The sequence below is a fragment of the Nocardioides sp. R-C-SC26 genome, from assembly GCF_021246465.1.
Taxonomy (GTDB): domain Bacteria; phylum Actinomycetota; class Actinomycetes; order Propionibacteriales; family Nocardioidaceae; genus Nocardioides.
Genome location: NZ_JAHRHK010000011.1, coordinates 34,763 through 49,177 on the forward strand (window position 1 = coordinate 34,763; position 14,415 = coordinate 49,177).

14 protein-coding genes are annotated in these 14,415 nt (G+C 71.6%); 4 read left to right on the forward strand and 10 right to left on the reverse strand.

The window, feature by feature from the left end; translation table 11 throughout:
- Positions 1 to 11: 11 nt before the first annotated feature.
- The 3 genes from KSO97_RS11295 to KSO97_RS11305 form a co-directional block, all read right to left on the reverse strand.
- A complete protein-coding gene (locus KSO97_RS11295; protein ID WP_232678916.1) occupies positions 12 to 1,037 on the reverse strand; it encodes a sulfotransferase family protein in 1,026 nt (341 codons plus the stop codon).
- Positions 1,034 to 2,089 (reverse strand): sulfotransferase family protein, encoded by a 1,056-nt coding sequence (locus tag KSO97_RS11300; RefSeq protein ID WP_232678918.1) that lies wholly within the window; start codon positions 2,087 to 2,089, stop codon positions 1,034 to 1,036. Before KSO97_RS11300 ends, KSO97_RS11295 begins: the two co-directional genes overlap by 4 nt.
- A gap of 91 nt (positions 2,090 to 2,180) precedes the next feature.
- On the reverse strand, positions 2,181 to 3,263 hold the full coding sequence (locus KSO97_RS11305; protein WP_232678920.1) for a DNA polymerase domain-containing protein: 1,083 nt from the start codon (positions 3,261 to 3,263) through the stop codon (positions 2,181 to 2,183).
- A gap of 125 nt (positions 3,264 to 3,388) precedes the next feature.
- On the opposite strand from KSO97_RS11305, the gene KSO97_RS11310 reads away from it, so the two are divergent.
- Together KSO97_RS11310 and msrB are read left to right on the forward strand one after the other, a co-directional pair.
- Positions 3,389 to 4,828, forward strand: a complete 1,440-nt coding sequence (locus tag KSO97_RS11310; protein WP_232678922.1) for a hypothetical protein — start codon at positions 3,389 to 3,391, stop codon at positions 4,826 to 4,828.
- Between the two features lie 64 nt (positions 4,829 to 4,892).
- Positions 4,893 to 5,297, forward strand: a complete 405-nt coding sequence (gene msrB, locus KSO97_RS11315; protein WP_232678924.1) for a peptide-methionine (R)-S-oxide reductase MsrB — start codon at positions 4,893 to 4,895, stop codon at positions 5,295 to 5,297.
- Positions 5,298 to 5,333: 36 nt separating this feature from the next.
- On the opposite strand, the gene KSO97_RS11320 is transcribed toward msrB, so the two are convergent.
- From KSO97_RS11320 to hemQ, 3 genes are all read right to left on the reverse strand, one after another.
- Complete coding sequence (locus KSO97_RS11320; RefSeq protein ID WP_232678926.1) at positions 5,334 to 6,266, reverse strand: hypothetical protein; 933 nt, start codon at positions 6,264 to 6,266, stop codon at positions 5,334 to 5,336.
- A complete protein-coding gene (locus KSO97_RS11325) occupies positions 6,263 to 6,922 on the reverse strand; it encodes a hypothetical protein (RefSeq protein WP_232678927.1) in 660 nt (219 codons plus the stop codon). Before KSO97_RS11325 ends, KSO97_RS11320 begins: the two co-directional genes overlap by 4 nt.
- A 216-nt stretch (positions 6,923 to 7,138) precedes the next feature.
- On the reverse strand, positions 7,139 to 7,927 hold the full coding sequence (gene hemQ, locus KSO97_RS11330; protein ID WP_374198505.1) for a hydrogen peroxide-dependent heme synthase: 789 nt from the start codon (positions 7,925 to 7,927) through the stop codon (positions 7,139 to 7,141).
- A gap of 106 nt (positions 7,928 to 8,033) precedes the next feature.
- Between hemQ and KSO97_RS11335 the strand changes: the two genes are divergently transcribed.
- Complete coding sequence (locus KSO97_RS11335; RefSeq protein WP_232678929.1) at positions 8,034 to 8,954, forward strand: SGNH hydrolase domain-containing protein; 921 nt, start codon at positions 8,034 to 8,036, stop codon at positions 8,952 to 8,954.
- Positions 8,955 to 9,002: 48 nt separating this feature from the next.
- On the opposite strand, the gene KSO97_RS11340 is transcribed toward KSO97_RS11335, so the two are convergent.
- The 4 genes from KSO97_RS11340 to mca are packed head-to-tail and all read right to left on the reverse strand — an operon-like array spanning position 9,003 to position 13,690.
- Entirely contained in the window at positions 9,003 to 10,763 is a 1,761-nt protein-coding gene (locus KSO97_RS11340) for an ABC transporter ATP-binding protein (RefSeq protein ID WP_232678931.1), read from the reverse strand.
- Positions 10,760 to 12,418 (reverse strand): ABC transporter ATP-binding protein, encoded by a 1,659-nt coding sequence (locus tag KSO97_RS11345; protein WP_232678934.1) that lies wholly within the window; start codon positions 12,416 to 12,418, stop codon positions 10,760 to 10,762. The genes KSO97_RS11340 and KSO97_RS11345 overlap by 4 nt, the downstream gene beginning before the upstream one ends.
- A gap of 43 nt (positions 12,419 to 12,461) precedes the next feature.
- Positions 12,462 to 12,737: a hypothetical protein gene (locus KSO97_RS11350; protein ID WP_232678936.1), complete on the reverse strand. Its 276-nt coding sequence runs from the start codon at positions 12,735 to 12,737 to the stop codon at positions 12,462 to 12,464.
- 26 nt (positions 12,738 to 12,763) lie between these two features.
- The gene (mca, locus tag KSO97_RS11355) at positions 12,764 to 13,690 is read right to left on the reverse strand and encodes a mycothiol conjugate amidase Mca (RefSeq protein WP_232678937.1); all 927 of its coding nucleotides are present in this window, start codon (positions 13,688 to 13,690) and stop codon (positions 12,764 to 12,766) included.
- A 22-nt stretch (positions 13,691 to 13,712) separates the two neighbouring features.
- Here mca and KSO97_RS11360 point away from each other — a divergent pair, with 22 nt between their 5' ends.
- The gene (locus tag KSO97_RS11360) at positions 13,713 to 14,168 is read left to right on the forward strand and encodes a DUF4307 domain-containing protein (RefSeq protein WP_232678939.1); all 456 of its coding nucleotides are present in this window, start codon (positions 13,713 to 13,715) and stop codon (positions 14,166 to 14,168) included.
- Positions 14,169 to 14,415 lie beyond the last annotated feature (247 nt).

Genomic DNA, 14,415 nt, shown 5'->3' on the forward strand with positions numbered 1-14,415 from the left:
AGCGAGGCAGCTCAGCGGCGCCACCACCCACGGCGCGACGATGCGGCCGCCAACTCGGCCTCCAGCTCGGCGATCCGCTGCTGGTACTGCTCCGCGGTCCTCTCACGAGTACGACGCCTCACATGTACCTCGCGAGTCTGGGTGTGGTCGAGTGCCACCGCCACGCCGTGGTCGTGGAGGCGCCCGTAATCGGTGCGCAGCGTGGCCAGGGCGGCGACAGCGGCGCGGTCCTCGGGATCGTCCGCGAGGGCGTTGACCTGCTCCCAGACCCCTTCGGCGACCGCGCGCAGGGTGTCCGGCACGTCGACGTCGTCCCAGCTGGTCTCCGAGCGCCGCAAGGTGGGCTCGATGAAGTCGTCCACGGCATGGTGGGCGCTCGCATCTGTCAGATCGGCGCCTATCTCCAGCCCGAGATGACCGACCACGGGGGCGAGCGCGGAGCGCCAGTCGGCGAGCAGGTCGGGGTAGCGCAGGAAGGCCCGCCGGTCCTGGCGCGTCACCTCCTCGGTGACGAACGCCGCGTTGCACCACCCGGCGATGTTCGTCGTCCACCGCTGACGTCGGAAGCTCTCGCCACGATCGGTCGGGGTGTAGTGGGTGTCGCGCGACTTGGCGACCTCCACCGGGTGCCGCAGCATCGTCAGGAAGACCACCTCGGCCCCGCCCGCGAGAGCGGCCTGCCGCCACAGGTCGTGGAACCACAGCACGCGTGGGTCCTTCACCACGACCTGGGGATGCTCGGCGAGCTGGTCGCCGAGCCAGGTCTCGATCGCTGTCGAATCAGCCGCGCCCAGACGTCGTCCGGCGAGCTCGATCGCCTCCGGCCGGGCGTCCAGGGTGCGCACCACGGGATCGCGGTTGAGCAGCTCCTTGTGGAAGTCCACGACCCACTGCGACTCGTAGAAACCCCGCGGGTTGGTTTCGTCGGCCGGCACCTCCGGCTGAGGCACGTGCAGCCCGAGCATCGCGAGAGAGCCGGCTGCCGTGCTCGTGCCGCTGCGTCCTGCGCCGGCGACGATCAGGACCCGCCGCGTCACGAGCGGTCCCGCGCGCGCAGTTCCCGCAGCTCGGCTCGCAGCTGGGCGAGCCGGGCGTTCTTGCGCGTCATCCGCGTCTCCAGATCGGTGCGCAGCTTCTCGATCCGCTCGTTCTTCACCGCGAGCCGGGCGCGCAGACGACGACGCTCCTCATAGACCTGGTAGGTGGCCTCGTCGCCGGCCAGAGCGGCCGACCAGCGGTAGAGGTCGCCGTAGGCGGCGCTGAGTCGATCGAGCTCGGCCATCGCGGCGCGGTCGTCGGGTGTGGTCACCAGGGCCTGCGAGGCCGCCCAGGTCTGATCGGCGAGGTCCCGGAGCGCCGCCGGCACCTCCAGCCCGTCCCAGACGTCGGCGGAGCGGTTGAGCGAGCTGGTGAGGAAGTCGTCGACGGGGTGCGGGGCGGTGAGATCGCCGAGCGGCAGACCGAGCTGACCGCACGCGCGGGTCATCGCGCCGCGCCAGTCGCCGAGGAGGTCGTAGTAGGGCACGAAGGCGCGGGGGTTGTGGCGGGTCGCGCGCTCGGTGACGAAGACCGAGTTCATCCACGCGCCCACGTTGGCGGTCTCGCGCTGGAGGCGCAGGGCGTCGTCCTCGGCCGAGAGGTAGGCGGTGTCGCGCGATCGCACCACCTGGGTCGGGTGACGCAGCATGGTGAGGCTGATCAGTTCGGCGCCGATGTCGTCGGCGACGTCGCGCCACATCGGATAGACCCAGTACGCCCGGGTCTCCTTGATGACGACGACGTCGCTGTCGGGGTGACTCTTGACGTCCTCGGCCAGCCACTCGCGCAGGACGGCGCGACGCTCGGGGGTCAGGGATGCCATCGCGACCTCGCCGGCGTGCGGGCGGGCGTCGATGGTGCGGACCGGCAGCGAGTTGAGCCACTCCTTGTGGAACTCGGCGATCCAGAGCGGCTCGTAGTAGCCGCGCGGGTTGTTCTCGTCCGTGGCGACCTCGGGCTGCGGGATGCGGAAGCCGAGCCGCTTCAGCGTGCCACCCACGCTGCTGGTGCCGCTGCGTCCGGAGCCGGTCACGATCAGCACCTTCGTCACGCGTGTGAGGCTAGCCGACCCCGCTCCCCCTCGGCGTCCGTGCCTCGCTCCGACCGAACCCACCGACTCGCGCGATCGGTTCGCCGCGGACTCAGGACTCGACGCGGTTGCCGTCCTCGTCCCAGTGCTCGGCGACCTTCTTGCTCGGCTGCACCCGCGGCGGCTCGCCCGGCATCTTCGGATAGTCCGGCGGGAAGTTGAGCTCCCCACCGGGAAGCGTCTCCCACAGTTCCAGCAGCGGCTCGAGCGAGAAGGAGACGTCGTCCATCTCTGCCCACGGGTCGCCGTCGGCGGCCAGGAACTCGGGAACGGTGACGAGATTGAACTCGGCCGGGTCCTCCACCTGGCTCAGCCGCTCCCAGGTCAGCGGAGTGGAGACCGGCGCCCCCTTCTTGGCCCGCAGCGAGTAGGCCGAGGCGATCGTGCGGTCGCGGTTGTTCTGGTTGTAGTCGACGAAGACGCGGGCTCCGCGCTCCTCCTTCCACCAGGCGGTCGTGACGCCGTCGTCGCGGCGCTCCAGTTCGCGGCCGAAGCCGATCGCCGCGTGCCGCACGTCTTCGAACGACCACCGGGGCTCGATCCGCACGTAGATGTGCACGCCCCGGTTGCCGCTGGTCTTCGGGAAGCCGCGCAGCCCCAGATCGGCGAGAGTCTGACGCGCGACGTCGGCGACCCGCAGGACGTCGGAGAAGTCGGTGCCCGGCTGCGGGTCGAGGTCGATGCGCAGCTCGTCGGGGTGGTCGACGTCGGGCCGGCGCACCGGCCAGGGGTGGAAGGTCAGGGTGCCCATCTGCGCGGCCCAGACCAGGGCGGCCGGCTCGTGCGGGCAGAGCTCGGACGCCGTCCGGCCGCTGGGGAAGGTGATGGCCACGGTCTCGATGAAGTCGGGCGCCCCCTTGGGCAACCGCTTCTGATAAAACCCGTCGCCGTCGTCCCCGTAGCCGGTTGAGAGCCGCATCCCCTCGCGGTAGCCGTCGGGCCAGCGCTCCATCGCCGTCGGGCGTTCGCCGATCGAGCGCATCATGGTCTCCCCGACGGCGGCGACGTACTCGCAGACCATCAGCTTGCTGACCTCCGGAGTGCGGTCGGTGGCCTCGTAGATCACCCGGTCGGGACTCGAGACCCGCACCTCGCGGTCGCCCACGGTCACCATCGCTGCCGCCGCCTTCGCCATGTCGTCCACGCTAACGCCGCGAGGCTCCGCCCGACCGGGACACGTCGGCGATCGGCGAACGGCGCGCCAAACATCAGGGTGCCGACCCTGACGCGCGGGAGTCCGGCCGTCCCTAGCCTGAGCCCATGCGACGTCTCCTGGTGTCTGCGGCCTGCCTGGCTGCCCTCCTGCCGATCACGCTGACCGCCACCCCGGCCGACGCCGGGCCCGCCGGACGCTGGACGTCGGTCAGCGGCGCCGCGGCCGACCTCGGCATCATCATGCGGCCCTCGGCATATCGCACCGCCGACGACGTGCTGCACGTGGTCTACGTCCGCAAGGACGGGGCCAGCTCCTACTCGCTGTGGCACTCCGCCGTCGGTGACGACGGACGCGTGCTGCGCAACAACGTCGTGCTGTCCGACTGGGACACGATCGCTAAGGATCCGCGGATCGTGCCCACGACGACGGGCCTGCGGATCGCCTTCGGCGGTCAGCGCACGACCGATCGCACGGACCCCTACGGCGGCGGCCAGGCGTTCCAGATCGACTCCACCGACGGCGGCGCGACCTGGTCGCTGCTGCCGGGCACCATCGGCGAGGCGTCGATCGGCACCGGCTACGGGATGGGTGCGACCGACATGCCCGACGGATCGACCTACGTCTCCGGCGCGCTCAACGCCAGGGTCCTCTACCGCAACGGCTCCTACGACCCCGAGGCGCCGGTGGCCTCGCCGTCGTTCGACACCGCCACGTGCTGTGCCTACGACACCGAACTCGCCCGTGTGCCCGGTACCGACCAGGTGTGGATGTCCTGGATGGCGAACGGCCGCACGGCCGACAGCATCGGCAACTTCGTCCGCCAGATCTCCCCGACCCTCGGGCCGATCCTCAAGGCACCGCAGTCCTCGGTGAACTCCGACAGCGGCCTGGCCAACAGCCCGCTCAGTGGAAGTCCGCCGCTCGTCGCGAAGGCCGACGGCAGCGTCTACCTGGCCTACCCGGTCGGCTACCCGACGCGCCGCTACGTGGGGATCTGGAAGGTGGGCAGCAGCCGCGTCGTCCGGGTGCCTGCCAGCGAGGAAGCCCGCTACGCCGACCTCTCCGTCGACCGTGCCGGTCGGTTGTGGGTCGCGTGGGTCTCGCGCCACACCGTGCGCGCCGCCCGCAGCAACCCGGGCGTGACCGCCTTCGGCCCCGCGCGCGGGCTCGGCACCCTCAAGGTCGCCGGAGCCGACTCCACGTGGGGCGTCCTCATCGACGGCACCGGCAACCGCCCCAACGCGGACGTCATTGCGACGAACGGCCGCCAGCTGCTGCACCAGGAGGTGCTGGCCGGGCTCTCGCTCCGGGCGACCCCCACGTCGTGGCGCGGGTCGGGGCGCCAGCGCGTCACGTTCACCGTGACCGACGCGGGTGCGGCCCTGGCGGGAGCCCGCGTGAGCGCCGGCGGCCGGAACTGCACGACGTCCGCGGCCGGCACCTGCTCGATGCGGCTGTCGGCACCGCGTCCACGGGTCATCACCGCCACCGCGCGCAAGGCCGGCTACACCGGCGACCAGGTCAACCTGCGCGTGCGTCGCTGACGGCTCCGACGGGGGGTGATGCGCACCGTCGGCTCGCGCTGGCGCGGCTGCGTAGGCTGGACACATGGGTTACCAGGTGGAGAAGAGCGACGCCGAGTGGCGTGAGGAGCTCACGCCGGCGGAGTACCAGGTGCTACGCCAGGCGGGCACCGAGCGCGCGTTCACCGGCGAGTACACCGACACCGAGACGACGGGCGTCTACCGGTGCAAGGCATGCCAGGCGAAGCTGTTCGAGTCCGACACCAAGTTCCACTCGGGCTGCGGGTGGCCGAGCTTCTACCAGCCCATCACCGACACCATCGAGTACCTCGAGGACAACACCCACGGCATGAAGCGGGTGGAGGTGCGGTGCGCCAACTGCGGCTCGCATCTGGGGCACGTCTTCCCCGACGGCTACGGCACCCCGACCGGTGACCGGTACTGCATCAACTCGATCAGCCTGACCCTCGAGCCGTCCCAGCAGGACTGACGGCCGCTACCGCCCGACGTCCTTCGAGCGAGCTGCTCAACCGGAGACAGGCTGAAGGGCCGGCTCGACGACGACCACGCCGTCGCCGTAGCGCTCGTCCATCGCGGCCTGAAGGGTGCCGTCGTCGAAGACGACGCCCAACTCGACTCTGTCCCGGCCGCTGCTCGACGACAGGAAGCCGTCGGTCTCCATGACGGCGTCCTGGATGCGTCGCAGGTCGCTCTCGGTATGACGCGCCTGGCTGACGCAGAGCGCCCCGCCCCATACCTCGCGCAACGCCCGTTCGGCACCGTCCACGTCCTGGGTGACGGCGACGTTCAGCACGAGGAGCCGCGGGTCGTTCATCGCCATCTCGACGTCCTCGCCGCTGCCGCCCGCCTCGATCTCGGCCGCAGCCGGGTTGATGGACTGGTCGACCCAGAGGCCCGCGAAGCCCGGCAGCTTCCGTGCGATCGCGCCGGCTCGGTCCTGCGTGGCATCGGTCGTCGTCGCGACGTCGAGCGGCGCCCACCCGCCGTCGGGCTCGGCACAAGGCGTCGACCACACGGGGTCGTCGTCCACGGGGTTCGGCTCCGTCCAGTCGGCGGCCGACACCACCTCCGACGGCGTGAAGGTGGCGGCGGCCCCGTCGTAGCGGCCGGTCACCACGAACACGCCCCACCGCGTCGCCGCGGCCTCCTCGAAGTCGCCGGCGTGCTCGGCCCAGTCCCAGCCGATCAGGCGCGGGCCACCGCACTGCGGAGGCAACGAGGTCGCGACGCCTCCCAGGCAGAGCTGAGCCCCATCGCCGCCGTCGATCACGGTCACGGGCCCCCGCGTGGTGACCGTTGCGTCGCCGTCGACACGGCCGGCGTCTGGACGCGACCCGTCACGCGGCACCTCGGTCTCCTCACCGCACCCGACGACGACCAAGACCAGCACCGCCCCGGTGGCCATCGCGAGCGGCGCGCGGCGCGCCCGGCGACTCATGCGTCGACCAGCGCCCCGGTCACCACGACGACGCCGTCGCCGTACTTCTCATCGACATAGGCCTGGATGCTGCCGTCGTCGTAGACGACGTCGACCAGCACGTGGCCCTCCTCGTCGGCGTAACCGCCCTGCGCACCCGGGAGTGTCGATCCGAGGTCGTCGGCCATGGCCCGGAGCTCGGCGCGGCTGTAGTCGACCGTGGGCTCCGGCAGAGACGGCGGGTCGACCATCATCGGGTCGTACAACGGGCCGGGGATCGTCTCGGTGACGGTGAACGCCTCGCCGTCCCACGTGCCGGTGACGGCGTAGGTGCCCCAGCGGATCTCGCCCTGACGGTCGAACATCTGCTGACCATCACGCTTCCAGTCCCAGTTCGTGATCTCGGGCCCGCCGCACTGGGGCGGATACGACTCCGCGATCGCGCCCAGGCAGAGCTCCGGCGTGCCGGTGTCCATCACCGTGGCCAGGTTGCGCGAGCGCACGGTGCCCGGCGCGGCGGGCACGCCGTCGGGCGGCTGGGGGTCCGCGTTCGCCGAACCCGCAGGGTCGAGGGCAACGGTGTCGACGTCTTCGCCGCTGCACGCCGTCGCGGTCATTGCGAGACAGCCGAGAAGCAGCGCGGTCGCGATACGGCGGTGCGGGCGCGTCAGGTTCATGTCCCTAGGACGCACCGGCTCGCCGTCGGGTTCCGCCGCGGTGGGCGGTGACCTACGGAGGCTTTCCTCGACGGCCGCCGGTGTGGCGGTGAGCTGCAGAGACTTCACCCGGACCTTTTCCTCAGCAACTCACCGCCACCCCGGCCCCGGCCGGGGATTTCCTCAGTAACTCACCGCTCCCCCGGCGGGCGGGAAGGCGGGGCAGGAGGGCCGGCGCTACGGCAGACGGTCGACGAGGTCGGCGACGGAGACCAGGGCGCCGGTGTAGAAGGGCACCTCCTCGCGCACGTGGCGGCGAGCGTCGGAGGCGCGCAGATGACGCATCAGGTCGACGATGCGGTAGAGCTCGTCGGCCTCGAAGGCCAGCATCCACTCGTAGTCGCCCAGCGCGAAGGACGCCACCGTGTTGGCGCGGACGTCGACGTAGTCGCGGGCCATCCTGCCGTGCTCGGCGAGCATCCGACGGCGCTCGCCGTCCTCGAGGAGGTACCACTCGTAGGAGCGCACGAACGGATAGACGCAGACGTGCTTCTTCGGCTCCTCGTCGTTGAGGAACGCCGGCACGTGGCTCTTGTTGAACTCGGCCGGGCGGTGCAGTGCCATCTGCGACCACACCGGGGCGAACCGGCGACCGAACGCCGTCCGACGGAATCGGTGGTAGGCGGCCTGGAGCTCTTCGGAGGTCTCGGCGTGGACCCAGATCATCAGATCGGCGTCAGCGCGCAGACCGCTGACGTCGTAACACCCTCGGACGACGACGTCCGCCGCCGCGAGCTCGGCGAAGAGCGCCTCGACCTCGGCAGCCTCCGCAGCTCGGTCCGCGGCACCGACACCCTCGACAGACCCGCCGAGTGGCCGGTCGAGACGGAAGACCGACCACATCGTGTACCGGATCGACTCGTTGATCTCCCGCACCCGGGCCGCGTTCGACTGAGGGGTCGCCGACGTCGGTGCGGCGTCCGCGGTGAGGTCGGTGCCGGGGTCGGTGCCGTGGTCAGCGCTCATGGCTCCATCATGCCGATCGCTCGGTCAGCGGTGTGTGGCACCCGTCTTCCCGTTGTTCACCCGATGGATATGACGTCAGGTACTCGGGCCCCCTACCTTCGTGGGTATGCGTGCGAGTCTCGGATCACTCCTCGTCGCTGCGGTCTCGGCCGCACTCGTCGCGACGATGCTCCAGTTCCTCCCTGCCCGAGCGGTGTGGCAGGAGGTCGACCCCCAGATGCCGGTGGCGCGGGTGGAGGTGCTCCCGCCCGAATGCGCCACCGACGGCGGGATGCCCACCGCGCCGACGACGTGCCGGGTCACCGGCTTCGGCAAGGGTCGCCCGACGGTCGTGGTGTGGGGCGACTCCCACGCCTGGCAGCAGCTGCCCGCGATGAAGGCGCAGGCCGAGCGCACGCGCACCAACCTGGTCGCGTTCGTGATGGGCGCGTGTCCGCCCGCGCGCATCCTCGACGGCTCCGTCGACGGACCGTGTGCCCGCAACTCCGCGCTCGCGCTGAAGTTCATCGCCGACAAGCGCAAGCGGAAGCAACGCGTGAAGGTGCTGATCGGCGCCTTCTGGGGCTTCTACCGCGACCTGCTCGACCGCGCGGCGAACGGGTGGGAGCCGGAGACCCAGAACGAGTCGTTCCTCCTGGAGCGCTCGCGCCTCTACGAGGCCGGCACGGCGAACGCGTTCGGCACCTTGGCACGGTGGAACGTGCCGACGGCGGCGCTGGCGCAGATGCCGTGGGTGCCCGACGACGCGCCGGCGTGCACCGACGGCGACGCGCCCTACGCCTGCGACCTCCCGCGCTCGACGGCGATCCACGACGAGGCGGCCACCCGCGCGTGGGTGAGCCGCCAACTCGCGCGGATCCCTCGCTCGGGGTTGATCGACACCACCGACTTCCTCTGCGACGACGACACATGCAGCGCGACGTTCCAGGGTCATCCGGCCTACCTGGACGACCTCCACCTCGATCCGGCGATCACCGGCGGCTTCTCCGGTCGCTATGCCGACTTCTTCGCCACACCGGTGCGCTGACGACGTCCACACCGACGTCAGCCGACCCCTCAGCCGGTCGGTGGCGGTCTACTCGCCCGACCAGGCGCGCCACAGCGTGGCGTAGGTGCCACCGGCCGCGACCAGCTCGTCATGGGTGCCGCGCTCCACGGCGCGACCCTGGTCGAGCACGATGATCTCGTCCGCGCCACGCGCCTGGGTGAGCCGGTGCGCCACGATGACGGCACCACGCCCGCCGACGACCTCCGCCGCAGCGCGGTCGAGGTCGCGTGCGCCGGCCGATCCGGCCTCCGCCGTCGCCTCGTCCAGGACGACGAGTGCCGGATCCGCGAGCAGCACCCGGGCGAGCGCGAGATGCTGCGCCTGGGCGGTCGTCAGGTGGAGAGCGCCGTCGCCGACCACGGTGTCCAGACCGTCCGGCAGGTCCGCGACCCAGCCCGCGCCGACCGCCGTCAGTGCCTCGTCCACGCGCACCGCGGTCTCGGGGTGGGCGTGCTCGGGTGACTCGGACACGAGGAGCAGGTTCTCCCGCACGGTGCCGGCGAAGACGTGTACCTCCTGGCTGACCAGGCACACCCGGCGACGCAGCTCCTCCTCGGCGACGTCGTAGAGCGCGACGCCGCCGAGTTCCACGTCCCCGCCCGACGGCGGCAGGGTCCCGGCGATCACGGCGGCGACGGTCGACTTGCCGGCACCGCTGGCACCGACCAGGGCCACCCGGTGTCCTGGGTGGACGTCGAGATCGAGGCCGTCCACGGCGTCGTGACCCTCGACGTAGGCGTGCCGCAGGCCGCGTACACGTACGGCGTCGCCCTGGGGCCGACCGGTGCCAGCCACGGCGACGGGCATGCCCGCGACGCCGACCATCCTGGTGAGGGAGGCGAACGTCGACTGGAGCTCGTCGAAGAGGAACATGAGGGCACCGAGCGGGTTGAAGAGCCGGTGGAAGAACAGGGCCGCCGTGGTCACGGCACCGACGGTGACGGCGCCCCCGTCCACCAGCCAGAAGCCGACCGCCAACAGCGCGAGGAGCCCGATCAACTCGGAGCGGTTGGCACGGGAGGCGAAGCGCCCGAAGAGCCGGAAGACACTGATGGAGAGGTCCACGGTCTGCTGGGAGCGACGCTCCACCTCGGCCACGGCCGGAGCCTCGGTGCGGAAGGCCCGCAACGTCGGGAGCCCCTGCACCACGCCCAGCAGTGCCTGCGCCCGATTCCCCATCGCGGCACGCTCGGCGGCATAGATCGGTCCAGAACGCGGGAGGTACCACCGCAGGCCGAGCAGGTAGGAGGGGACGGCGAGCAGGCCGGCGAGCGCGAGGCGCCAGTCCAGCGCCAGCAGCCCGACCAGGGTGAGCAGCACGGTGGTCACCGACGTGAGCACCTCCGGCACGATCGTGGAGGTGTTCGTGGCGACGAGCCGAGCGTCGTCCCCGACGCGGCTGAGTAGGTCGCCGGTACCGCTGGCCTCGAGCCGCCGGTACTCCAGCGAGAGGGCCCGTCCGACCACCTGCTCGCGCAGTTCGGCCAGGGTCGGCTCGGTCAACCGCGCCAGCCGGTCGACGGCGACGACGGCCAGCACCGCGCCCAGCGCTGCGGCTCCCGCGAGGATCGCGAAGGAGCGCCAGAGGTCGTCCTCGCCGGCGATGATCGCGTCGACCATCCGGCCCAGCATCCACGGCGCGACGAGCCCGGCTGCAGAAGCCGCGAGGTACAGCGCGACCACACCCGCCACGGCAGCGCGGCGCCGGCGCAGGAGCCCGGCGACGTGCCGTGCGGAGGCACGCGCGGTAGCGATCGGGAGCCGGTGCTCGGGTGTCATCGCACTCATCGCAGCACCGCCTGCTGATAGCCGTCCTCGCGGAGGAGGTCGACGTGCGAACCGGTACGCCGCTCGCCGTCGGCCCGCAGGTGGACGACGCGATCCGCGGCCGCGAGCAGCGCCGGGCTCGAGGTGAGCACCAGCACCGCACCCGACGTCGGGAGCGCGGCGCGCAGGCCGGCGGCGATGCGCTGCTCGGTGACGGCGTCCACGGCCGTGGTCGGGTCGTGGAGCACGAGCACGCGGGGCCGGGCGGCCACGGCGCGGGCGAGGGCCAGCCGCTGCCGCTGGCCACCGGAGAGCGTCGTGCCCCCGGCCGCGACCGGGCGATCGATGCCCCGAGCGTCCAGCCCCACGACGTCCTCCAGAGCCGAGGCGGCCAGCACCGCCTCCCACTCGTCCTCCCCCGGCTCGGCATGGGTCACCACGTTCGAGCGCAGGGTGCCCTCGGCGACGTCGACCCGGTGTCGACTCACCACGACCGCCTCGCGAACGGCGTCGAGGGTGGCCTCGTCGAGGTCGACGCCTCCCAGGCTGATCCGGCCCTCGACTGGACGGGCGACGGCGAGCCGGTCGACCAGCTCGTCACCGACGGCGGGGTCGTCGACAACCAGGGCCACGAGCTCTCCGGGGTGCACCTCCAGCAGGTCGCGCACGACCAGGGGCCCCGGGGGGAACTCCTCGATCCGCCCGCCCCGGACGGCGGGGGCGTCGCCGAAGCATGCCACCAGCCGGCGCGCGGAACCGACGGAGGAGGCCACCTCGACGGCGACGGCGCCGATCATCCGCAGCGGTTCGGCCAGGAACTGCGTCAGCCCGACGACGGCGATGAACTCACCGATCGACAGCTCGCCGTCGAGCGCCCGCTGACCGGCGAGCACGGCCACCAGGGCGAGCAGCAGCCCGCTCGCGAAGGTGGTGCAGCCCGACAGCTGAGCGGCCGAGCGAGCGGCCTGCACGCCAGCGTCCGCCGCGGCGCGGTTCGCCGCCGTGTAGTGCCGCAGAGCGGCGCGCTCGCCGCCGACGCCCTTGAGCACGCGCAGACCGGTGACGAGGTCGGCAGCGACGCCCGAGGCCCGGGCGATCCGCTCCTGACGCTCCTCGGCACGCCGCGCCAGTCGCGGCGCGAGGAGTCGCGTGACCGCCAGGACGGCAGGCACTCCCACCACGATGACGAGCGCCAACAGCACGTCCAGCGTGAGCAGGTACACGACGCTCAGCGCGGCCGACGCCAGCCCCGCGACGACGAACGGAACCAGGCGCAACGCCGAGGCCGCCTCGTCGGCATCGGAGGTGGCGAGCGACACCAGCTCCCCAGGAAGCCTGGGCGTGGCCTGGCCGCCGGGGTCGGACACGCGCCGGACGACGTCACCTCGCAGGCGATGCGCCTCGTACTGCATCGCCGCGTAACCGACGCGCGAGCCGAAGCGGTAGGAGAAGGACAACACCGCGAAGAGCCCGCAGAGGCCCAGCGACCACCACGCCATCGCCGTCAGATCTCCGGTGGCGACCGCGTCGTCGATCACCCAGCCGATCGCCATCGGCACCAGCGCCTCGCAGACGTTCCACAGCGAGATCAGGCCGAGGCTCAGCAGAAGCCGGCCGCGCTGAGCGCGGATCGAGCGACGATAGAGACCGGCGACGGTGACGGGACGTTCGCTCACTGAAGTGAGGTTAGCCTTACTTCAACGAGCGGCGGCCCGGTGTCTACTCCGTGTCAGCCGCCGAGGCGCTACCGGCGGGACCGGAGGCACCCGGTGCCTCTGGCTCCTCAGGCACCGACATGCGCCGGGCAGGGCGCTTGGTGCTCGGGTCGTAGAGCCCGGCCTCCGCAGCACGGTCGACATTGCGCAGCCGCGTGACCAGGCTGAAGCCCAGGATGACGATCGCGAGCACGCCGAGTCCGAACAGCCCGAAGGCGGTCCATCCTGCGACGACGTCCTCGTCGTCGGGCAACGGATCGGTCGCAAGCAGCCACAACATGCCTGCCATGGTCGCAGACGGCGCCATCACGAGGCCGCCTCGGGCACGACGCCGGCGAACAGGTCACTCTCCGGCATGGGTGAATCGACGACGCTGCGCACCAGCTCGTAGTCCTCGGTGGGCCAGACCTCGGTCTGGATCTCCCGCGGCACCGCGAACCAGAACCCGTCCGGGTCGATCTGGGTGGCGTGGGCCAACAGAGCCTGGTCTCGGACGCCGAAGTAGTCCGAGCAGGGCACCTTGGTCGTGACCCGGGCATCCCACTCCGGCTCGGGCTTCCAGTCCTTGAGCCGCTCCTCCCAGGGCGATTCCAGCCCGTGCGCGACCATCGCGTCGTGCAGCCGCTGCATCCGCTCCCGGTTGAACGAGTGGTGGTAGTAGAGCTTGCTGACCTGCCACGCCGGTCCGGCGTCGGGGTACAGCGCCGGATCGGACGCGGCCTCGAACGCGGCCACCGACACCTCGTGGCAGCGGATGTGGTCGGGATGGGGATACCCGCCCCGCTCGTCGTAGGTGGTCAGTACGTGCGGCCGGTGCTCGCGGATCAGGCGCACCAACGCGGCCGTCGACTCCTCGAGCGGGGCGAGCGCGAAGCAACCCTCGGGCAGCGGCGGCTTGGGGTCACCCTCCGGCCAGCCGGAGTCGACGAAGCCGAGCCAGTGCTGGCGTACGCCGAGGATGTCGCGTGCCCGCTCCATCTCCTGGCGCCGGATCTCGGTGATGTTCTCCCAGACGTCGGGGCGGTCCATCTTGGGGTTGAGAACCGATCCACGCTCACCGCCGGTGCAGGTGACGACGTGGACGTCCACGCCTTCGGCGACGTACATCGCCGTCGACGCGGCACCCTTGCTCGACTCGTCGTCGGGGTGGGCATGGACGTGCATCAGCCGGAGGCCGACACGGGAAGCTGCGGTCGTGGCGGAGGCCGACGGAGCCGGAGACTCAACGGACATACGACGATCCTAGAATTGCGTGGTGCCTCCCCCCGACCCGACCGCCCCGCACGAGCCGTCGGGCGCCGGCGCGCCCACGGATCTGGCCGATCGCTACGGCGTCCCATCCCGATGGCGCCGCGTCGCGCTCCTGACCGCCGCAGTCACGGTGGTCGTCGCGTTCGGCGGGTGGCTGGGCTGGACCATCTGGGAGCAGGCGCGGCCCCAGATCGCCTCGGGCGAGCTGCGCTTCGAGATCGTCAGCGACCGCGAGATCGTCGCGACCTTCACCGTCGACCTCGCCGACGGCGTCGACCCGGCCGACACCACCTGCGAGCTGCGCGCCCAGGCCGTCGACAAGTCACTGGTGGGCCGGCTCGTGTTCGCGCCCCAGCCCGACGCCCGCAACCAGGTCACCCAGTCGGTCACCACCGTGCAACGCGCGACCGCCGTCGACCTGATCGGGTGCACGACCGAGGGGCAGCAGCGGCCCCGCTGACCCGGTCACCGCCGCGTGCCAGCCGAGGAACTGCGGCACCGTGCGGTCGGTTGCTAAGGTGGTGCATTCGGCCGACCGCAGATCTTCAGGCTCCACCCGCGTCTGCGCCCCTACCGGGCCCAGCCGGGTGCCGAACCTCAGCCGATGAGGTGCGGAACCGCGCGGCCGACGTCGAGCACGACGCTGGACCACCCGTCCACGCCGGGATCGCCGTACGCACACCCCCACCCCGTCGCATCCGCGACAC

Coding starts and splice junctions, on each gene's coding strand:
- KSO97_RS11305 (WP_232678920.1), bottom strand. CDS start 3,263: ATGGCGAAGGCGGCGGCAGCGATGGTGACCGTGGGCGACCGCGAGGTG.
- KSO97_RS11310 (WP_232678922.1), top strand. CDS start 3,389: ATGCGACGTCTCCTGGTGTCTGCGGCCTGCCTGGCTGCCCTCCTGCCG.
- msrB (WP_232678924.1), top strand. CDS start 4,893: ATGGGTTACCAGGTGGAGAAGAGCGACGCCGAGTGGCGTGAGGAGCTC.
- KSO97_RS11320 (WP_232678926.1), bottom strand. CDS start 6,266: ATGAGTCGCCGGGCGCGCCGCGCGCCGCTCGCGATGGCCACCGGGGCG.
- KSO97_RS11325 (WP_232678927.1), bottom strand. CDS start 6,922: ATGAACCTGACGCGCCCGCACCGCCGTATCGCGACCGCGCTGCTTCTC.
- hemQ (WP_374198505.1), bottom strand. CDS start 7,927: ATGAGCGCTGACCACGGCACCGACCCCGGCACCGACCTCACCGCGGAC.
- KSO97_RS11335 (WP_232678929.1), top strand. CDS start 8,034: ATGCGTGCGAGTCTCGGATCACTCCTCGTCGCTGCGGTCTCGGCCGCA.
- KSO97_RS11340 (WP_232678931.1), bottom strand. CDS start 10,763: ATGAGTGCGATGACACCCGAGCACCGGCTCCCGATCGCTACCGCGCGT.
- KSO97_RS11350 (WP_232678936.1), bottom strand. CDS start 12,737: ATGTTGTGGCTGCTTGCGACCGATCCGTTGCCCGACGACGAGGACGTC.
- mca (WP_232678937.1), bottom strand. CDS start 13,690: ATGTCCGTTGAGTCTCCGGCTCCGTCGGCCTCCGCCACGACCGCAGCT.